Raw genomic sequence first — 18,919 nt, forward strand, 5'->3', positions numbered from 1 at the left:
ACCCGCATGTCTACCAGGAGTGCGCCCGCTCACCCACCCGCCCCGTGGGCATGACGTTTCAGCCCCACCTCTCGCCGGATGTGGGCTGAAACGTCATGCTCACGGGGGTGGTTGGGGTCGATGCCCGCCAAGTCGCGGGCTGTGCTGAGGACGTCGTCGAGCATCGGCTCGGTGAGGCGTCCGGTGAACGTGTTCTGCTGGCTCGGGTGATAGCAGCCGAGCAGCTCGACCGGCGCCGCCCCGTCGCCGAGGCGTACGCGGGCGGCGTGCCCGAACGCCGGCTTCGGCCTCGGCACCGCGACGCCGAGCTCGCGCATCGCCCGAAGGGTCGCGTCCCAGCCGTAACCGCCGAGTGCGACAACGCAGCGCACGTACGGGAGCACGAACCGCAGCTCCGCTAGCAGCCACGGCGCGCAGGTGTCGCGCTCGCTGGTCGTCGGGCGGTTCGCGGGGGGCGCGCAACGTACGGTGGCGAGCATCCGCGTGCCGACAAGGCGGAGGCCATCGCCCGCGCTCGTGCTCTCCGCCTGGTTGGCGAGCCCGACTCGGTGCAGGGACGCGAACAGCCAGTCGCCCGAACGGTCGCCGGTGAAGACCCGACCGGTCCGGTTTGCGCCGTTGGCGGCGGGCGCAAGTCCGATGATCAGCAACCGTGCGCGCTCGTCGCCGAAGCCGGCGACCGGCCGCCCCCAGTACGGTTCGTCCGCGAACGAGCGCCGCTTGCGTACGGCGACGTCCTCGCGCCACCCCACCAACCGTGGACACGCTTGGCACACGGAGATGCGCGCATCGAGGGAATGCAGATCGCCGGCCGCCGCGGCCCCCTCCCGTACGGAGGCGGGGCCGTCGGCGACCGGCGTCGTGGACGTTGCGGGATCTTCCGGCCAGCCCGAGCCCGCCGGCACGGGCGAGCCGAACAGCTCGCCCGTGCGCGGATGGGGCAGGTCGGTCACCCGCGACGACGTCCTACCTCGGATCCTTGTTGCGGTACTTCTTGTAGATCTTGGCCACACCGCCGGCGAACCACGGCGTCGCGACCCAACGCGGCCGCTTGAAGCTGTTGACCAAGGCGTTCTGGCCATTGATGTAGCCCTTGTGGAGCCACGGCCCGCCACTGGAGCCGGCGGTGACCGCACGGCACTTCATCTTCAGCAGACCCCAGCCGGACTTGGGCGAGGAGTACTTCTTCCACAGGTGGCTGCGAGCCTTGCACGTCTTCTGCACTCCGCCGCCGGTGTGGAACGACGGGTAGCCGGTGGCGCGGAACTTCCGCTTGAACTTCGCGTTCCACTGGATGCCGTACGCGCCGACCTTCTTGGCGATGTCCTTGCCGCCGCCGACCTTCTCGACCAGCATGATGCCGTAGTCGGCCTGCGGGAGCTCCGAGCGGCCGCCCCACTTCTTCCAGCGCTTCGGGATCACCTTGAGCTCGGCGTACCAGCGGCCGTGCGGCGACTTGCCCTTCTTGTAGCCCGGTACGAAGATGATCTTCTTCGCCCAGCCCTTCTTCTTGTCCCACAGGCAGTGCGCGGCGGTGACGACCATGTTCTTCTGCTTGGAGTTCACGACGGAACCGGAGCAGACCCAGTTCTGCTTACCGAACTTGTAGAACATCTTGCCGACCCTGCGCGAGTTGCTCTTGCGCTCCGTCGAACGGTTCGCGCCGACCTCGCCGGCGATCGGCTTGGCACCCTTGCCCGGTGCCACGCGCTCCTCGGCGGGCATCTTCGGGGGGTTCTTCAGATCGCTCGGGCGCGTTTGGCTCACGGCGGGCTTCGCCGCCGCCATCCGCTCGGGAGTCCAGTACTCCGCCGCGGTCTGGCCCGCACGTGCGTCGGTGGCCTGGCGCGCAACGGCGACATCGTCTGGCCGGCTCGCTGCGCTCGTACGCGTATCGGTCGGATCGGCGCCGGCGGACCCGGCGACCAACCCGCCGGTCAGCGCGACGGCCGCGCCGACGGCAATCATTCGGACTGACAGTGACATTCGTTTTCCCCACTCTCCCGAGACTTGACCGCCCAGAGGCTACCTGACCAGGGGATCAGCCGAGCGCGGTGGCGGCGGCTACGCGATCTGCGGGATTTCGGCGGTCGCCGCCGACGTACCTTTACCATGTAAACATGGTAAAGGTACGCGTTGCATGGCGAATTCGCCGTGCAAGGCGGATGTTTACCATGTTTACATGGTAAACATCCGAGCGGCGGATCAGCCGAGCGGACGCGCCACCGACCACGCGATCCCGTCGAGGATGTCGTGCTCGCTCACCACGAACGGGACCGTCGCCTCCACGTTGGCGAGCAACCGCTCGACGATCTGCGCGCCGCCGCCGATCACGTCGGCGCGACCGGGATGCATGAACGGAATCGCCCGCCGACGCTCAACCGTCATGTGCAGCAGCTCGATACAGCTCACGACCACGTCACCACGGTCGAAGCGCGCGAGGTGAACACGGTCGCGCTCGTACGCCGTGAGGCCGAGCGTGTACGCGGCGATGTTGGTGCACGTCCCGGCGACACCCACGACAGTCGCCGCATCGCCGATCGGCACCTGACTGGACCTCACGGCCCGGTCGACGTCGCTGGAGGCCTCGGCGACCTCCGCGGCGGTCGGCGGGTCGGTACGAAGGTGTCGCTCGGTCATACGTACCGACCCGATGTCGAGCGAACGAGCCGCCAACACTCCCGACGCATCGCCCAGGATGAGCTCCGTCGACCCGCCACCGACATCCGCGACCAGGATCGGCGTCGCGAGGTCGCCGGCAACGCGTACGACGCCGTCGTACGCGAGTGCTGCCTCCTCGTCGCCCGACAACACCTCGACGTCGACGCCGAGCAGCTCGCGTACCGACGCACGGAACTCCGTTGCGTTGTCGGCATCGCGCGCGGCCGACGTCGCGCAGAACCGGATCGCCTCGACGGCGTACGCGCGACACGTCTCCGCATACTCCGAGCAGACGGCGAGCGTACGCGCGACGGCCTCGTCGTCGAGCCGGCCGGTACGGTCGACGCCCTGGCCCAGGCGGACGATCTGCACCTCGCGTACCTGGTCGAGCTGGGTGCCCGAAGCGGCGTCGAGATCGGCGATCAGCAACCGGATCGAGTTCGTGCCGCAGTCGATCGCGGCGACACGAGTCATCCGGACTTCCCCGCGCAGGGGCCCGTCGGCCACGACCCCGCAAGGAGCGCGAGCGCTTCGTCGCCGAGCGGGTTGACGCCGGAGCCCTCGGCGAGCGACTGCCCGACGAGTACGTGCAGACACTTGACCCGAGTCGGCATCCCCCCTGCGGACACCCGAGCGATCTCGGGTACGTGCGCGATCGCGTCACGTTGCTCGAGATAGCGCTCGTGCGCGCGGGCGTACCGATCGGCGAGGGCGGGGTCGGACGCGAGGCGCTCGCTCATCTCGCGCATCAGGCCCGAGCCCTCGAGCGTGCCGATCGCGCCGGTCAGGCGCGGGCAGGTGACGTAGTAGAGCGTCGGGAACGGCGTGCCGTCCGCAAGGCGCGGTTCGGTCTCGACGACGGCCGGATGTCCGCTGGGGCACCGGGCGGCGACGCGGCGCACCCCACGCGGCGGTCGGCCGAGCTGCTCGGCGACGGCGGCGAGGTCGGCCGGGTCGACGGCAGGGCTAGGCCGTGTCCCCGGACCCCGCACCGGCTCGCGTGCCTCCGCATCCCGACCGGCTGCGTTACGGTCGTTCATAGGAGGACCCACTCCAATTTCACTCCCGCGCCTTGCCGGATCGGGCGCTGAGTCCCGCTCGCGGATCGGTGCGGAGTCCGAGGACACGACCTGGGTTGCGTCACTGCCTCATCCCGCGTGGCCGGACGATCTTCGGCTTCTTGTCCTTCTGCTTGCGTTCCGGCTCGTCTGCGGTCTGGTCTGCGGGCTCCTCGCCGGCGCTCTGCACGCTGCCCCACACCGTCGTGTACCACTGCTCATCATCGCCGGTCGAGTCGTCGCCACCGTCGGGTTCGGTGAGCTCGCCGTCGCCACCGAGGACGTCGCCGTTCTCGTCGAGCGTCGTATAGCCCGTCTCACCTGGTCGTAGCCAGCCGAAGCGCTCGCGTGCAAGCTTCTCGACGTACGCCGGGTCGTCGAGCCGAGCCTTCTCGAGTTCGCGTTCGTCGATGCTCTGCTGAGCCGCGGCGATGTCCGCCCGGGCCTGCGCGGTGTCTTCGCGTTGCTGCAGCCACGCCCGCAGGCTGGAGGCGTACGAGATCAGCAGCACCAGCATGACGAGGAACAGCACCGCCGCGCGGCCGGTCAGCCGGGAGCCGCCGCCGGACTGCTGCGGCTCCTCGTCGGGCGGGCCAGCGGGAGCGCGTACACGGCGCACCGCTCCCGCCCGCCCGGCGGGACGGGAGCGTGGGGTGCGCCGCTTGCTCGTCATCGGATCAACCGTCGGTACGCAGCCTCGGGAAGGCGCCGCGGCCGGCGTACCTCGCAGCGTCGTCGAGCAGCTCCTCGATGCGCAGCAGCTGGTTGTACTTGGCGACGCGCTCGGAGCGCGCGGGTGCGCCGGACTTGATCTGCCCGCAACCCGTCGCGACGGCGAGATCGGCGATCGTGGTGTCCTCGGTCTCGCCCGAGCGGTGGCTCATCATGCAGCGGAAGCCGTTGCGGTGCGCGAGATCGACCGAGTCGAGGGTCTCCGACAGCGAGCCGATCTGGTTGACCTTGACGAGTAGCGCGTTGGCGGCACCGTCGTCGATGCCGCGGCGCAGTCGGTCGACGTTTGTGACGAACAGATCGTCGCCGACGATCTGCACCTTGTCGCCGAGCTCGCCGGTGATCGTAGTCCAGCCGGCCCAGTCCTCCTCGTCGAGCGGGTCTTCGATCGACACGATCGGATAGTCGTTGACGAGTCCTGCGTAGTACTCCGTCATCTCCTCCGCCGACTTGCTCGCGCCCTCGAAGACGTACGCGCCGTCGGCGGCGAACTCGCTCGCGGCGACGTCGATCGCGAACGCGATGTCGGTGCCGAGCTCGAGCCCGGTGGACTCGACGGCCTGCGCGATCAGGTCGAGCGCCTCCCGGTTGCTCGGGAGGTTCGGCGCGAAGCCGCCCTCGTCGCCGAGTCCGGTGGCGAGACCCTTCTCCTTGAGCACGGACTTGAGCGCGTGGTAGACCTGCGCGCCCTGCTGCATCGCATCGCGGAACGTCGGCGCACCGATCGGCGCGATCATGAACTCCTGGATGTCGACGTCGGTGTCGGCATGCGCGCCGCCGTTGAGGATGTTCATCATCGGTACGGGCAACAGATGGGCGTTCGGCCCGCCGACGTAGCGGAACAGTGGCAGGTCGGCGGACTCGGCGGCGGCCTTCGCGACGGCGAGGGACACCCCGAGGATCGCGTTCGCGCCGAGCTTCGCCTTGTTGGGAGTGCCGTCGAGGTCGACCAGTGCCTGGTCGACGAGGCGCTGCTCGTCGGCGTCGAAGCCGACGAGTGCCGGGTTGATGTCGTCGAGTACGCCGAGCACGGCCTTCTCGACGCCCTTGCCGCCGTACCAGGAACCCCCGTCACGCAGCTCGACCGCCTCGAACTGACCCGTTGACGCACCCGACGGGGCAGCTGCCCGCCCGATCGTCCCGTCGTCGAGCGCGACCTCGACCTCGACGGTCGGATTGCCCCGGGAGTCCAGGATCTCGCGGGCTCCGACGGCTTCGATGCTTGCCACTCGTACTCCTCGGCGTTGGTGGGTTCGACAGGCGGCGACGCCGCGCGTACCAGCGTAGACGACGGCCCCGTACGGACCGAGTCGCAGCGCCGGTGGGTGGCGTCCGGGGGTGGCCGCTGCTTCGGGGTCTATGTGGCATCGGTCCAAACCTATTGGACCGATGCCACATGGACCCCGAAGCGCCGTGGTGTGTACTGACAGCGCGCCCACGACCCGATGGAGGACCACATGCCGCTCGAGGACTTCCCCCGCTACCCGCTGACGTTCGGACCGAGCCCGGTTCACCCGCTGGAGCGGCTGTCGGACCATCTCGATGGTGCGCGGGTGTGGGCGAAACGCGAGGACTGCAACAGCGGGCTGGCGTACGGCGGCAACAAGGTGCGCAAGCTCGAGTACCTGGTCCCCGACGCGCTTGCCCAGGGTGCCGACACACTCGTGTCGATCGGTGGGGTGCAGTCGAACCACACGCGCCAGGTTGCGGCGGTCGCGGCGCGGGTGGGTCTCAAGGCCGTGCTCGTGCAGGAGCGCTGGGTCGACTGGCCCGACTCGGTGAATACAGACTCGATGTACGAGAGGGTGGGCAACATCCTGCTGTCGCGGATCATGGGGGCCGAGGTGCGGCTCGACCCGAGCGGCTTCGGCATCGGGATCAAGGACAGCTGGGAGTCCGCACTCGACGACGTACGCTCGCGCGGCGGTGTGCCGTACGGCATCCCGGCCGGCGCTTCCGACCATCGGCTGGGCGGGCTCGGCTTCGCGGGGTGGGCCGACGAGGTACGCGCACAGGAGGCCGAGCTCGGCGTCTTCTTCGACACGGTCGTGGTGTGTGCGGTGACCGGGTCGACGCTCGCCGGGATGATCGCCGGCTTCGCGGGTCAGGATCGCCCGCGCCGGGTGATCGGTATCGACGCGTCGGCGAAGATCGACGAGACCCGAGCCCAGGTGGAGCGGATCGCGCGGCGTACCGCTTCGCTTCTCGAACTCGGCCGCGAGCTGCGCGACGACGAGATCACCGTGCTGCCCGGTTGGGCCGGCGATGCGTACGGCATCCCGGTGCGGTCGACCATCGACGCCATCCGCCTCACCGGCGAGCTCGAGGGCGTGATCCTCGATCCGGTGTACGAGGGCAAGTCGATGGCCGCGCTGCTCGACCTCGTCCGCGACGGCGAGATCGGCAGCGACAGCACCGTGCTGTACGCCCATCTCGGCGGGCAGCCGGCGCTGAACGCGTACTCCGGTGCCTTCGGCTGAGTCGCACGCGCGCGGCGGGCGGGCGGGCGCGAGCCGTTGCGATCGGGGACGCCCAGATCACATTCCGTTTGCGACCGGGGACGCCCAGATCGCAACGGCGTACTCCGCACCACCCATCGCGCGTTCTTGACTACCGTAACGAAATAGCAATACGTTGGGGGTGGCCGTCACACCCTCGGCCCGGACTCGGGCGGCCCATACGCACAGGGAGCCACCAATGGAGCTGTCACCCTCGGCCCATACCGACACGTTCTGTCGCGACAACCTGCCGCCCGCAGAGCAGTGGCCGGAGTTCCTGTTCGACCTCCCCGACGTGCAGTACCCCGACCGGCTGAACTGCGCAACGGCCCTGCTCGACGACGTCATCGACAAGCACGGCGCCGACCGCCCGTGCCTGCACGCCCCCGGCCAGCAGACCTGGTTGTACGGACACCTGCGCGCGATCTCCAACAAGATCGCGAACCACCTACGCAACGACGTCGGCATCGTCCCCGGCAACCGGGTGCTGCTGCGCGGCCCCAACAACCCGTGGCTCGTCGCCTGCTGGCTCGGCGTGCTCAAGGCCGGCGCCGTCGTCGTCACCACGATGCCGCTGCTGCGCTCCGGCGAGCTCACGGCGATCGACGAGAGCGCCAAGGTCGCCGTGTCGCTGTGCGACCACCGCTTCCTCGACGACCTCAACGCCGCCGGACTCGCCGCGCCGGCGGTCCCGTACGGCGGCGACGGCGACGACGACTTGACCCGGCTGATCGAACGGCAGCCGATCACCCACGACGACGTCGAGACCGCCGCCGACGACGTCGCGCTGCTCGCGTACACCTCGGGTACGACGGGCAAGCCCAAGGCCACCATGCACTTCCACCGCGACGTGCTCGCCAACGCCGACACCTTCTCCAAGCACGTGCTTCGACCGCACGCCGACGACGTGTTCACCGGCACTCCCCCGCTGGCCTTCACGTTCGGGCTCGGCGGAATCGTCGTGTTCCCGCTGCGCGTAGGCGCTTCGACACTGCTGATCGAGAAGGCGAGCCCGGCGGAGCTCGCGAGCCTCATCAACGACTACAGCGCGACGATCTGCTTCACCGCGCCCACCGCCTACCGCGCGATGCTCGCGACGGGAGACGTACGCCTGCTCGACAGCCTGCGGGCAGGAGTGTCCGCGGGCGAGCACCTGCCGGCGGCGACGTGGGAAGCGTTCCGCGATGCGACGGGCGTCCGCCTGATCAACGGCATCGGCGCGACGGAGATGCTGCACATCTTCATCTCGGCCTCGGGCGACGACATCAGGCCCGGCTCGACCGGTCGCGCCGTGCCCGGGTACGTCGCGACCGTTGTCGACGACGCGGGCGCACCGGTCCCGCCCGGCACGGTCGGCCGCCTTGCCGTCAAGGGCCCGACCGGCTGCCGCTACCTCGCCGACCCGCGCCAGACCTCGTACGTGAAGAACGGCTGGAACATCACCGGCGACACGTTCCTCGAGGACGACGACGGCTACTTCTGGTACCAGGCGCGTAGCGACGACATGATCGTCTCCTCCGGCTACAACATCGCCGCGCCCGAGGTCGAGGAGGCGTTGCTGCTGCACGACGACGTCGCGGAGTGCGCCGTCGTCGGTGTGCCCGACGAGGCCCGTGGCACGCTCGTCAAGGCGTACGTCGTCCTACAGAACGGCATCGTCGGCGGCGATGAGTTGCGCAAGGAGCTGCAGGACTTCACCAAACAGCAGATCGCACCGTACAAGTACCCGCGGGCACTGGAGTTCCTCGACCAGCTGCCGCGGACGGCGACCGGCAAACTGCAACGGTTCCGCCTCCGCGCATGACGAGCGGCGAGGAAGGTAGCGAGCGCAGCGGCCGGCGCGAGGGACGAGCGACGTCCGCGCAGCGAGCGGACGACCGAGCGCGACCAAGAGGTCGCGGCGAGGAAGGTAGCGAGCGCAGCGGCCGGCGCGAGGGACGAGCGACGTCCGCGCAGCGAGCGGACGACCGAGCGCGACCAAGAGGTGCCGCTGCCCTTCCACCGCGCCAGCTCATCACCAGCCTCTACGGCCTGTACGCGCGCGACGAACACGACTGGCTCTCGGTCGCCTCGCTCGTACGACTGATGGCCGAGCTCGACGTCGACGCGGCGGCCGTACGCTCGTCGGTGTCCCGGCTGAAGAAGCGCTCCATGCTGCAGAGCGTCCGCCGCGACGGCCGCGCCGGCTACGCGCTCTCGGAGCAGACGGTCGAGCTGCTCCGCGAGGGCGACGTACGTATCTTCGAGCGCCCGCGCGCGACGGCCGACGACGGCTGGCTGGTCGTCGTCTTCTCGGTGCCGGAGTCCGAACGCGCCAAGCGGCATTCATTGCGCACCCTGCTCGGCCGGCTCGGCTTCGGGTCGGTCGCGCCGGGTGTGTGGATCGCACCAGGACCCTTGTACGACGAGGCGTTGCACGCGCTCGAGCGGATGGACCTCAGCGCGTACACGGAGTTCTTCCGCGGCGACTACCTCGGCGTCGGCGCCGCGACCGGCCGCGTACGCGAGTGGTGGGATCTCGACACGGTCGATGCGCTGTACCGCGAGTTCATCGCGCTCTACGCGTCCGCGCGCGATGCGCCCGACGCCGATCCGGGCGATGCGTTCCGCACGTACGTGCCGCTGTTGACCCGGTGGCGGCGTCTCCCGTACCTCGACCCGGGGCTGCCGCTCGCGTACCTGCCCGACGACTGGTCGGGCATCCGGGCCGGCGAGCTGTTCGCCGAGCTCGACAAGCGGATGCGCCCTGCGGCCGACCGGCACGCACATGCCCTGCTGCGCGAGTGACCGTCAGAAGACGGTGTCCTCCTGGTCAGGGATGACGTTGCCGTCGTCGTCGATGACCGGGCCGAGGTTGCCGTCGGCATCCTCGTACGCCGTCGTCGAGCAGGGGTAAGGCTCCTCGCGCTTCGGCATCGGCTCGATGAACATCGGGTTCACGACCCAACGGCCGTCGAGGTTGTGATAGGCCCGGCACATCAGCTCGTCCTTGTTGCGGTTGAGCGCGACCCGTACGCCGGTCGCATCGCGGAGCATGGTGACGTCGGTCGTCGCGTCGCCGCCCGCGAGCGCCTGACGCTGGTCGGCCGGCGCGGGGTCGAGCTGCGCCTCGCCTTCGATGCCGAGGATCTCCTTGTTGATGAAGCAGCGCTTGCCGTCGATGTACGGCATGATCGCGTCGTCGCCGTCGGCGATGCCGCCGCAGCCCTCGAGGTGGCCGTTGAGCACGCCCTTGGTGGTCAGCGAACGGATGCCGATCGTGTGGTGCCGCGGGACGCCGACGCCGATGCCCCACACGTCGGCCGTCTCCTTGGGCGATGCACTGACCACCCACACGTCGAACCCGGCGAACTTCAGCGTCCGGATCAGGTCGCGGATCTGTGGGTAGTAACGGATCCACGCCACCTCGGTGCTCGAGCCGACCTGCTGGGTGGCGCCGACCGGGTTCGACAACGCCTCCCGTCGAGCGTGCCGGGCGATCGACCGTACCTCCGCCGGACGGTAACCCGCGTTGATCTGTGCGACCCACGCGTAGCTGGCCTCCATGATGCGGTGGTCGTAGCCCTCGAACACCGCATCACCGTCGGTCGTGACGGCGTCCTTGCGTACGGACAGGAGCTCGTCGGCGCAGCCGATGTCGGTGCTGGTGGGCAGCGACTCGCCTGCGGGTACGTCCGTTCCGCACGCCGCACTGAGCGCGTCTGCCCCGGCGTCGGTCATGTAGCGGCTGGTGTTGCGCCAGTCCTGGCCCTTCGGCTGGAGGATCTTGTCGTGCCGCAGCATCCAGAAGATCGTCTGGTCGGAGATGTCGTTCTTGATGACCGTGTTGTCCCAGTCGAAGACCGCGACCGGCTTGGCGTGCGGGTCGTACGAGTCGGAGCATCGACCCCGCTCGTCGATCGTCTGCTGGACCTGCGCCGCGTTGTCGCCGTACCACTCGTCCGCGCGCTGCAGCTGCGGACACCATCCCGTACGCGGCGCGGCGTCGTCTCCGGTCGACGCCCCGGCGCCGAGAGGTACGAGTGCCATGCACGCGGCAGCGAGAGCTGTGGCGGCGGTGAGGACGCGGCGTTGCTTCGGCATCACGGGTCTCCATGCGGGTTGGCGCTGTCGGTTCGCCATGCTGGCACAACCGCGGCGCACTCGCACGGCCCGAACGCCGCGGGCGCGTCAGACCCGGATGATGATCTCGCCGTGCGGAAGGCCGAACCACCCGTCCGGGTGGTCGACCCACTCCCGCCATCCGGCGGAGACGTCTTCCAGCTCGGCGCGGGTCGCGTACCCGCCGTCGGTTGCCAGCTCGGCGATGCGCGAGTGCAGGATGCGGTCGGCCCACATGCCGCCCCACCACTCGCGGTCCGCCGGTGTCGAGTGGCACCAGGTCGACGCGCTGGGCGTGACATCCTTGGCGCCTGCCGCATGCGCCCAGGCGAGCAGCCGACGTCCGGCGTCCGGTTCGGCTCCGCCGCCGCGGGCAACATCGTGGTAGATCTCGAGCCAGCGGTCGAGCCGGGGGTCCTCGGGGTACCAGATCATCCCGCCGTAGTCGCTGTCGCGGGCGGCGACGATCCCGCCCGGGCGTACGACGCGCATCATCTCGCGCAACGCGGCCGGCGGATCGGTCAGATGCAGCAGCACCTGGTGGGCGTGTGCGACGTCGTACGAGTCGGTCTCCGCGTCGAGCGCGTAGACGTCATCGGTCGCGAAAGTGGTGTTGTCGACACCGGCGCGCTCGGCGTTGGCGCGCGCCTGGTCGAGTACGTCGGCGGACGGGTCGATGCCGTGCACGCGCCCGGGTGCGACTCTCGCCGCGATGTCGACGGTGATGGTGCCAGGCCCGCAGCCGACGTCGAGCACGTCCTGGCCGGGACTCAGGTGCGGGGCGAGGTATCCCGCGGAGTTCGACACATCGCGCCAGTGCTGGCTGCGTACGACGCTCTCCGCATGCCCTTGCCCATAGGCTTGTTCCGCGTCGGTCATGGCCGCAGCGTACGCCTCGGTGTTCACCAGGCGGAACGATTCGTCTCACATCCCGGCCACGCCGGTTGTATGTTTACCATGTTTACATGGTAAACGTGCACTGTGCACGGCGTAGACACCATGCACAGCAGACGCTTGCCGTGCAAGGCGTACGCGGACGGGGCAACGTTCGCCCTCGACCCGCGTCGCCCCGGCCGCCACGGCCTACTCCAGCACCGCGGTGCCTTGCACCTCGACCAGCGCCTCGACATCCCAGAGCCGCGTGACGCCGACGGCCGCCATCGCGGGGTAGTCGGATCCGACGAGACGCCGCCAGACGCGGCCGATCTCGCGCATGTTGGCCTTGTAGTCCTCGATGTCGACGAGGTAGACCGTCAACGAGGCAAGGCGATCGGGCGTACCGCCCGCGGCGTCCAGCGCCGCGAGCAGGTTGCCGAGCGCCTTCTCGAACTGCTCCACTATCCCGTCGCCGACGATCCTGCCGTCGGCATTCAGCGCGGTCTGTCCTGCGAGGTGAACCGTCACCCCGCTCGTACGCACGGCATGGCTGAAGCCGGTTGCCGGCGCGAGCTGATCCGGATTGATTCGCTCCAGGCCAGAAGTCATGACTGCACCGCTCCTCCATCGACGTTGATGCCTTGTCCGTTGATCGCCGCACTGCCTACGCACAGGTCGACCGCCTGCGCGACCTCGTCGGGCGTGACGAGCCGGCCGATCGGCTGCCGGCGCGCCAACACCTGTCGCGCGTCCTCGAGCGAGCGCCCCGTACGTTGCGCGATCGCCTCGACGGTCGTGTCGGTCATCGGCGTGTCGACGTATCCGGGACACACCGCGTTGACCGTCACCCCCGACCGGGCGACCTCGGCCGCCGCCGCGCGTACCAGGCCGAGCACGCCGTGCTTGCTCGCGGAGTACGCGCTGACCTGCGACTCGCCACGCTTGGCGACGACGGACGCGATCACCACGACTCGGCCCCACCTCGCCTCCACCATGCTCGGAAGCGCCCTGCGCATACACCGGAACGGCGCCGTCAGGTTCAGCTCCAATGCCTGCTGCCACTGCTCGTCCGTCGTGTCGACAAGCGGCGCCGCCGTACCCGACCCGGCGTTCGACACGAGCACCTCTACCGGCCCCCACTCGCCCTCAACCGCTGCGAAAGCCGCATCGAGCGCAGCCGCATCGGTCACATCGGCGGGTACGACGAGCGCGGGCCCAGGGAGCTCCGCGGCCACCGACTCGAGCCGTTCCGTGCCACGGGCGACCAGGGCGACCCGATGGCCCGACGCCGACAGCGACAACGCGACGGCACGCCCGACACCCTGTCCGGCGCCGGTGACCATGCACACGCGAGACATCAACGTCCCTTCCACTGCGGCCGCCGCTTCTCGTTGAACGCGGCGTGGAACTCCGCGTGGTCCTCGGTCGTCATCAACAGCGCCTGCGTCATCGCGTCGAGCTCGACCGATGCCCCCAACGGCATATCGAGCTCGCGAGTGATCAGGGCCTTGGTCTGTGCGTACCCGAGCGTCGGCCCGTCCGCGAGCCGACGCGCGAGCTTCGCGGTCGCCTCGACGAGCTCGTCGTCCGCGACCAGCTCGCTGACGAGGCCGTACCGGTCGGCGGTCTCGGCGTCGATCGTGTCGCCCAGCATCAGCAGCTGCGTCGCTCGGCCGGCGCCGACAACCCGGGGCAGCAGGTACGCCGCGCCCATGTCCCCTCCAGACAGGCCCACCTTCGTGAACAGGAACGCGAACCGGCCGGAGGCCGCGACGATCCGGAAGTCGGCGGCGAGAGCGACCACCGAGCCCGCGCCGGCCGCGATGCCCTGGATCGACGCGATGATCGGGATCGGACACTCACGCATCGCCTTGATCACGTCGCCGGTCATCTTCGTGAAGCCCATCAGGTCATGAGCGTCCATCGCGATCAGCTCGCCGATGATCTCGTTGACGTCACCACCGCCGCAGAATCCCGCACCCTCGCCGCGGATCACCAGCACCCTCGTATCGTCGCGATGCGGCAGCTCGTGTAGCAGATCGCGCAGGTCGGCGTAGCTCTCGAACGTCAGCGCGTTCAGCTTGTCGGGCCGGTTCAGCGTCACGGTCGCAACGCCGTCGGCGACGTCGAACCCGAAGTGTTGCCAGTCGTTCGTGATCGGTGCCGAGGCGCGATATCGAGTCATCCGGTCTCCTTGGGGCTGGGTCGTACCTGCGCTGATTGGGTGCCATGTGCTAGAACGGCGCCGAGCACTGACGCCGAACTTTGGGGGATCGCATGGCGCTGGGCAAGGTCGCGCTCGAGGAGCACTTTCTCGACAGGAACACGGTCGATCGTGTCCTTGGTGACCCCGACGAGCTGGCGCGCGTGTCGGCCGGCGGTGGCGTCATGCCGTCGTACTACGAGCCGATCATGCATCGCCTCGCGGACTTCGACGGCGAGCGCTTGCGGGCGATGGACGAGCACGGTATCGAGTGTGCCGTGCTGTCGCTGACCGCGCCCGGCGTACAGCGACTGACCGACGCCGAGACGGCGGCCGCTGCCGCACTGGCGGCGAACGACCTGCTCGCCGAGCAGGTCGAGCGGCGCCCCGATCGGTATGCAGGCTTCGCGACCGTGCCGCTGCAGGATCCGTCGGCGGCCGCCGATGAGCTGGGCCGATGCGTCCGTGAGCTCGGGTTCGTCGGCGCAATGGTCAACGGGTACACGAATGTGGGCGATGCCGAGCACGCCGCGTACTACGACGAACCGGAGTTCGACGTCTTCTGGCGCGCCGCGGCCGACCTCGGCGTGCCGGTGTACCTGCACCCTCGCCCGGCATTGCCCGGCGCGGGCCGAGTGCTCGAGGACCACCCCGAGATGGTCGGCGCCACGTGGGGCTTCGGCACGGAGACGGCGACCCACGCGCTGCGCCTCGTGCTCGGCGGCGTCTTCGACCGCCACCCCGACCTGCAGGTCGTCCTCGGGCACCTCGGCGAGGGCCTGCCGGCGATGTTGTGGCGTACGCAGTACTGCTTCGACCTCAACCCGTTCGACAAGCGACTCGACAAGACGCTCCCGGAGTACTTCGCCGACAACCTGCACGTGACGACGAGCGGCAACTTCTCCGACCAGGCGTTGATCAACGCCATCCTCACGGTCGGCGCCGACCGGATCATGTTCTCCGTCGACTACCCGTACGCCGACACCGCGATGGCCGCGGAGTGGATCGAGCGGGCACCGATCAGCGAGAGCGACCGGCGCAAGATCGCGCACGGCAACGCGCGCTCGCTCCTCGGACTGGGCTGACCGCGGCACTTCAGCCCTTGCCGAGCCCGCGCGCGACGATCGTGCGCTGGACCTCCGACGCGCCCTCGTAGATGCGCGGCGCGCGTACGTCTCGATAGAGCTGCTCGAGCAGGTGCCCGCGCTGCAACGCCCTTGCCCCATGGAGCTGTACTGCCTGGTCGACGACGTACTGCGCCGCCTCGGTTGCGTGCAGCTTGGCCATCGCTGCCGACGTGGTGATGTGCCGCGCGTCCGCGCCGTCGTCGTACGCCGAGGCCGCCGCGTACACCAACAGACGCGATGCCTGGAGACGGGTGGCCATCTCGGCCAGGGTGTGCGCGACGGACTGTTGCTCGATCAAGGGGGCGCCGTGCACCTGTCGCTCGTTCGCGTACGCGAGCGCCGCGTCGAGCGCCGCCTGCGCCATGCCCACCGCGAAGGCGCCGACACTCGGCCGGAACAGGTCGAGGGTGCGCATCGCGACCGCGAATCCCTTGTCGACCTCCCCGAGTACGTCGGAGCGCTCCACACGTACACCGTCGAACGTCAGCCGACCGATCGGGTGAGGTGAGAGCAGGTCGATGGGTTCGCCGGCGAGCCCCTCGGCGTCTCCGGCGACGACGAACGCCGTCACACCCCGAGCGCGCGTGTCAGGGGTCGTACGCGCGAACACGGTGTAGACGTCGGCGTCGGGCGCATTGGAGATCCAGGTCTTCTCCCCCGACAGCCGCCAACCCTCGCCATCGGGCTCCGCACGGAGCGCGAGTGCCGCGGCATCGGACCCTGCACCGGCCTCGGACAACGCGAACCCGGCAGCGACATCCCCGGACACGACACCGGGCATCCATCGCTCGACCGCGGCCGGGGCGCCGGCCTGCAGGATGGGGTAGCTGCCGAGGCCCTGCAGCGCGAGCGCCGTCTCCGCATGGGTATTGACCGTCGCGATGGTCTCGCGTAGCAGACACAGCTGCATCGCGGCAGCGTCGCGTGGCGGCTCGTCGGGCTCGCCGCCGAACAGCCCGCGCAGGAGCCCGAGTCGCCCGAGCGTGCCGAGCAGCTCGCGGTCGACCCGGTCGGAGTCACCCTGCGGTCCGCCGGACAGGTCGGTCTGCGCGAGCGCACGGACCCGCTCGACGTACGCGCGTTGGGTCGGCGTCAACGCAAAGGACATGCCACCCAGGCTATGCCGCATTGACAACGCCCGTCAAGAACACGCAATATGAACCCATGAGGATTGCGGTCATCGGCGGCGGCCCGGGGGGTCTGTACTTCGCCGCACTCACCAAGCAGATCGGGCCCGAACACGACATCACCGTGTGGGAGCGCAACGCGGCGGACGACACGTTCGGCTTCGGCGTGGTGTTCTCCGACGAGACGCTCGGCGGCATCGAGCACGCCGACCCGCGGTTCCACGCGCAGCTGGAGGCGGAGTTCGCCCGCTGGGACGACATCGACGTGCACTACCGAGGCGAGGTGATCACCAGCTCCGGCCACGGATTCGCCGCGATGGGACGTAAACGCCTGCTGGAGCTGCTGCAGCAGCGTTGCGCGGAGCTGGGAGTCGACGTGCGGTTCTGTACCGAGGCGCCGGACGTCGAGGTCCTGCGCAGCGAGTACGACCTCGTGGTGGCTGCCGACGGGCTCAACTCGGCCATCCGCCGGACGTACGCCGGCGCGTTCCGGCCGCACCTCGACGAACGCCGCTGCAAGTACATGTGGCTCGGCACGTCACGGGTGTTCGAGTCGTTCACGTTCTCGATCCGCGACACCCCGCACGGCATCATGCAGCTGCACGGCTACCCGTACGACGACAAGGCGAGCACGTTCATCGTCGAGCTGAACGAGTCGGTGTGGCGCGAGGCCGGGTTCGACCGTACGCTCGGCGACCGCGAGCTCGCGCCCGGCGAGTCCGACGAGGAGTCGATCGCGCGGGTGCGCGAGCTGTTCGCCGACGAGCTCGGCGGCTACGACGTGATGGCGAACAACTCGCGGTGGGTGACGTTCACGACCGTGAGCAACGAGTCGTGGGTGCACGACAACGTCGTACTCCTCGGCGATGCCGCGCACACGGCGCACTTCTCGATCGGCTCCGGTACGAAGCTCGCGATGGAGGACGCCCTGTCGCTCGCTGCGTGCCTGCACGAACACACCGCGCTCGGCGATGCCCTCGCGGCGTACGAGACCGAGCGTCGGTCCGTCGTCGAGTCGACGCAACGCGCGGCGCAGGCGAGCCTGGAATGGTTCGAGGACCTCTCGCAGTACACGCACCAAGAGCCGCTGCAGTTCGCGTTCAACATCCTCACCCGCAGCCGGCGCATCACGTACGACAACCTGCGGATGCGCGATCCGGAGTTCGTCGCACGGGTCGACGCGTGGTTCGCAGAGCACGAACGCGAACGCGGCCACGCGCCGGGAGACGTAGAGGTCGCGCGGAGAGGGGCGCTGGAAAGCGAGCGGGTCTGGGCGCCCGATCCGGCAAGGCCGAGGAACGAGGGCGCACCCGGTCGTGCTTCGAGTGACGAGAACGCTGCCGGTCGGGATGCCCAGGCCCGCGAACCCAGCGAGCCCTCTCCGCGCGATCTCTTGAGCCCGCCGATGTTCCAGCCGTTCAGGCTCGGCGAGCTGGAGCTGCAGAACCGCGTCGTCGTCTCGCCGATGGACCAGTACGTCGCGCGGGACGGCATGCCCGGCGACTTCCACTTCACCCACCTGACCGGCAAGGCCCTCGGTAGCCCAGGGCTCGTGATGACCGAGATGGTCTGCGTGTCCCCGGAGGGCCGCATCACGCCAGGCTGTGCAGGCATGTGGAGCGACGAGCAGGCGACGCGGTGGCGGCGCATCACCGACTTCGTGCATGCGGAGACGAAGACCAAGATCGGCATACAGCTGGGGCACTCCGGCGCCAAGGGCTCGACCAGGCTCATGTGGGAGGGCATCGACCAGCCGCTCGAGTCGGGCAACTGGGCGGTCGCTGCGGCGTCGCCCGTCGCGTACAACCCGGACGTCAACCAGGTGCCGCGCGAGCTGACCCGCGACGAGCTGGTGGGCATTCGGGAGCAGTTCGTCGCGTCGACGGTGCGTGCGGCGGACGCGGGTTTCGACCTGGTCGAGCTGCACTGCGCGCACGGCTATCTGCTGTCGGGGTTCATCTCGCCGATCACCAACCAGCGCACGGATGAGTACGGCGGCTCGCTGGAGAATCGGCTGCGCTTCCCGCTCGAGGTGTTCGCAGCGATGCGCGAGGCGTGGCCGGCGGATCGGCCGATGACCGTACGCGTCTCGGCGACCGACTGGTGCGACGGCGGCCTCACCCCCGACGATGCGCTCGGCGTGGCCCAGGCGTTCGAGGCGGCGGGTGCCGCGGCGATCGACGTGTCGACCGGGCAGGTGACGTCCGCCGAGCAACCGGCGTTCGGGCGCTCGTACCAGACGCCGTACGCCGACCGAATCCGCAACCGGCTGCACATTCCGACCATCGCGGTCGGCGTGATCTCGTCGTACGACGACGTGAACTCGATCCTGCTCGCCGGCCGCGCCGACCTGTGCGCGCTCGGTCGCGTGCATCTGTACGACCCGAACTGGACGCTGCACGCCGCCGTCGAGCAGGACTACGACGGCCCCGGGGTCACCTGGCCGCTGCCGTGGCGGGCCGGACGCCGCAAGCCGCAGACCGGCCGTCCCGACGCCGCGCCGCCACCGCGCCGCCTCCCCACACGCTGAGGAGGG

General features: G+C 69.5%; 17 protein-coding genes. 5 read left to right on the forward strand and 12 right to left on the reverse strand.

What is annotated here, in order from left to right; all coding sequences use genetic code 11:
* Positions 1-29 precede the first annotated feature (29 nt).
* From L0C25_RS05370 to eno, 6 genes are all read right to left on the reverse strand, one after another.
* Positions 30-953, reverse strand: coding sequence for a uracil-DNA glycosylase (locus L0C25_RS05370; RefSeq protein WP_271635403.1), 924 nt, complete (start codon positions 951-953; stop codon positions 30-32).
* A 13-nt stretch (positions 954-966) separates the two neighbouring features.
* The gene (locus L0C25_RS05375; protein ID WP_271635404.1) at positions 967-1,986 is read right to left on the reverse strand and encodes a trypsin-like serine peptidase; all 1,020 of its coding nucleotides are present in this window, start codon (positions 1,984-1,986) and stop codon (positions 967-969) included.
* Positions 1,987-2,205: 219 nt separating this feature from the next.
* Positions 2,206-3,135 (reverse strand): Ppx/GppA phosphatase family protein, encoded by a 930-nt coding sequence (locus L0C25_RS05380; RefSeq protein ID WP_271635405.1) that lies wholly within the window; start codon positions 3,133-3,135, stop codon positions 2,206-2,208.
* Entirely contained in the window at positions 3,132-3,701 is a 570-nt protein-coding gene (locus L0C25_RS05385; RefSeq protein WP_271635406.1) for a DUF501 domain-containing protein, read from the reverse strand. The genes L0C25_RS05380 and L0C25_RS05385 overlap by 4 nt, the downstream gene beginning before the upstream one ends.
* Before the next feature lie 100 nt (positions 3,702-3,801).
* Positions 3,802-4,392 (reverse strand): FtsB family cell division protein, encoded by a 591-nt coding sequence (locus L0C25_RS05390; protein WP_271635407.1) that lies wholly within the window; start codon positions 4,390-4,392, stop codon positions 3,802-3,804.
* Positions 4,393-4,396: 4 nt separating this feature from the next.
* Positions 4,397-5,680 (reverse strand): phosphopyruvate hydratase, encoded by a 1,284-nt coding sequence (eno, locus tag L0C25_RS05395; protein ID WP_271635408.1) that lies wholly within the window; start codon positions 5,678-5,680, stop codon positions 4,397-4,399.
* Positions 5,681-5,908: 228 nt separating this feature from the next.
* Here eno and L0C25_RS05400 point away from each other — a divergent pair, with 228 nt between their 5' ends.
* From L0C25_RS05400 to L0C25_RS05410, 3 genes are all read left to right on the forward strand, one after another.
* Complete coding sequence (locus tag L0C25_RS05400) at positions 5,909-6,931, forward strand: 1-aminocyclopropane-1-carboxylate deaminase (RefSeq protein WP_271635409.1); 1,023 nt, start codon at positions 5,909-5,911, stop codon at positions 6,929-6,931.
* A 217-nt stretch (positions 6,932-7,148) separates the two neighbouring features.
* Positions 7,149-8,753, forward strand: a complete 1,605-nt coding sequence (locus tag L0C25_RS05405; protein ID WP_271635410.1) for an AMP-binding protein — start codon at positions 7,149-7,151, stop codon at positions 8,751-8,753.
* Complete coding sequence (locus L0C25_RS05410; protein ID WP_271635411.1) at positions 8,750-9,736, forward strand: PaaX family transcriptional regulator; 987 nt, start codon at positions 8,750-8,752, stop codon at positions 9,734-9,736. Before L0C25_RS05405 ends, L0C25_RS05410 begins: the two co-directional genes overlap by 4 nt.
* Before the next feature lie 3 nt (positions 9,737-9,739).
* Here L0C25_RS05410 and L0C25_RS05415 read toward each other — a convergent pair whose 3' ends face one another.
* From L0C25_RS05415 to L0C25_RS05435, 5 genes are all read right to left on the reverse strand, one after another.
* A complete protein-coding gene (locus tag L0C25_RS05415) occupies positions 9,740-11,032 on the reverse strand; it encodes an HAD family hydrolase (RefSeq protein ID WP_271635412.1) in 1,293 nt (430 codons plus the stop codon).
* 87 nt (positions 11,033-11,119) lie between these two features.
* Positions 11,120-11,929: a methyltransferase domain-containing protein gene (locus tag L0C25_RS05420; RefSeq protein ID WP_271635413.1), complete on the reverse strand. Its 810-nt coding sequence runs from the start codon at positions 11,927-11,929 to the stop codon at positions 11,120-11,122.
* A 204-nt stretch (positions 11,930-12,133) separates the two neighbouring features.
* Positions 12,134-12,535, reverse strand: coding sequence for a RidA family protein (locus L0C25_RS05425; RefSeq protein ID WP_271635414.1), 402 nt, complete (start codon positions 12,533-12,535; stop codon positions 12,134-12,136).
* Positions 12,532-13,284, reverse strand: a complete 753-nt coding sequence (locus L0C25_RS05430) for an SDR family NAD(P)-dependent oxidoreductase (RefSeq protein ID WP_271635415.1) — start codon at positions 13,282-13,284, stop codon at positions 12,532-12,534. Before L0C25_RS05430 ends, L0C25_RS05425 begins: the two co-directional genes overlap by 4 nt.
* Entirely contained in the window at positions 13,284-14,111 is an 828-nt protein-coding gene (locus L0C25_RS05435) for an enoyl-CoA hydratase family protein (RefSeq protein WP_271635416.1), read from the reverse strand. The genes L0C25_RS05430 and L0C25_RS05435 overlap by 1 nt, the downstream gene beginning before the upstream one ends.
* Before the next feature lie 92 nt (positions 14,112-14,203).
* On the opposite strand from L0C25_RS05435, the gene L0C25_RS05440 reads away from it, so the two are divergent.
* On the forward strand, positions 14,204-15,214 hold the full coding sequence (locus L0C25_RS05440) for an amidohydrolase family protein (RefSeq protein ID WP_271635417.1): 1,011 nt from the start codon (positions 14,204-14,206) through the stop codon (positions 15,212-15,214).
* A 10-nt stretch (positions 15,215-15,224) separates the two neighbouring features.
* Here the strand turns inward: L0C25_RS05440 and L0C25_RS05445 are convergent, their stop codons facing one another.
* Entirely contained in the window at positions 15,225-16,364 is a 1,140-nt protein-coding gene (locus tag L0C25_RS05445; RefSeq protein WP_271635418.1) for an acyl-CoA dehydrogenase family protein, read from the reverse strand.
* A gap of 56 nt (positions 16,365-16,420) precedes the next feature.
* Between L0C25_RS05445 and L0C25_RS05450 the strand changes: the two genes are divergently transcribed.
* Positions 16,421-18,913 (forward strand): bifunctional salicylyl-CoA 5-hydroxylase/oxidoreductase, encoded by a 2,493-nt coding sequence (locus L0C25_RS05450; RefSeq protein WP_271635419.1) that lies wholly within the window; start codon positions 16,421-16,423, stop codon positions 18,911-18,913.
* The last annotated feature ends 6 nt before the right edge of the window (positions 18,914-18,919 follow it).

The sequence above is a fragment of the Solicola gregarius genome, assembly GCF_025790165.1.
Classification (GTDB): Bacteria; Actinomycetota; Actinomycetes; order Propionibacteriales; family Nocardioidaceae; genus Solicola; species Solicola gregarius.

Bases quoted from the DNA above. Each gene is read 5' to 3' on its own strand.
- L0C25_RS05385 (WP_271635406.1), bottom strand. From the start codon at position 3,701: ATGAACGACCGTAACGCAGCCGGTCGGGATGCGGAGGCACGCGAGCCG.
- L0C25_RS05450 (WP_271635419.1), top strand. From the start codon at position 16,421: ATGAGGATTGCGGTCATCGGCGGCGGCCCGGGGGGTCTGTACTTCGCC.
- L0C25_RS05380 (WP_271635405.1), bottom strand. From the start codon at position 3,135: ATGACTCGTGTCGCCGCGATCGACTGCGGCACGAACTCGATCCGGTTG.
- L0C25_RS05410 (WP_271635411.1), top strand. From the start codon at position 8,750: ATGACGAGCGGCGAGGAAGGTAGCGAGCGCAGCGGCCGGCGCGAGGGA.
- L0C25_RS05375 (WP_271635404.1), bottom strand. From the start codon at position 1,986: ATGTCACTGTCAGTCCGAATGATTGCCGTCGGCGCGGCCGTCGCGCTG.
- L0C25_RS05440 (WP_271635417.1), top strand. From the start codon at position 14,204: ATGGCGCTGGGCAAGGTCGCGCTCGAGGAGCACTTTCTCGACAGGAAC.
- L0C25_RS05425 (WP_271635414.1), bottom strand. From the start codon at position 12,535: ATGACTTCTGGCCTGGAGCGAATCAATCCGGATCAGCTCGCGCCGGCA.
- L0C25_RS05430 (WP_271635415.1), bottom strand. From the start codon at position 13,284: ATGTCTCGCGTGTGCATGGTCACCGGCGCCGGACAGGGTGTCGGGCGT.
- L0C25_RS05400 (WP_271635409.1), top strand. From the start codon at position 5,909: ATGCCGCTCGAGGACTTCCCCCGCTACCCGCTGACGTTCGGACCGAGC.
- L0C25_RS05415 (WP_271635412.1), bottom strand. From the start codon at position 11,032: ATGCCGAAGCAACGCCGCGTCCTCACCGCCGCCACAGCTCTCGCTGCC.
- L0C25_RS05420 (WP_271635413.1), bottom strand. From the start codon at position 11,929: ATGACCGACGCGGAACAAGCCTATGGGCAAGGGCATGCGGAGAGCGTC.
- L0C25_RS05445 (WP_271635418.1), bottom strand. From the start codon at position 16,364: ATGTCCTTTGCGTTGACGCCGACCCAACGCGCGTACGTCGAGCGGGTC.
- L0C25_RS05405 (WP_271635410.1), top strand. From the start codon at position 7,149: ATGGAGCTGTCACCCTCGGCCCATACCGACACGTTCTGTCGCGACAAC.
- L0C25_RS05390 (WP_271635407.1), bottom strand. From the start codon at position 4,392: ATGACGAGCAAGCGGCGCACCCCACGCTCCCGTCCCGCCGGGCGGGCG.
- L0C25_RS05435 (WP_271635416.1), bottom strand. From the start codon at position 14,111: ATGACTCGATATCGCGCCTCGGCACCGATCACGAACGACTGGCAACAC.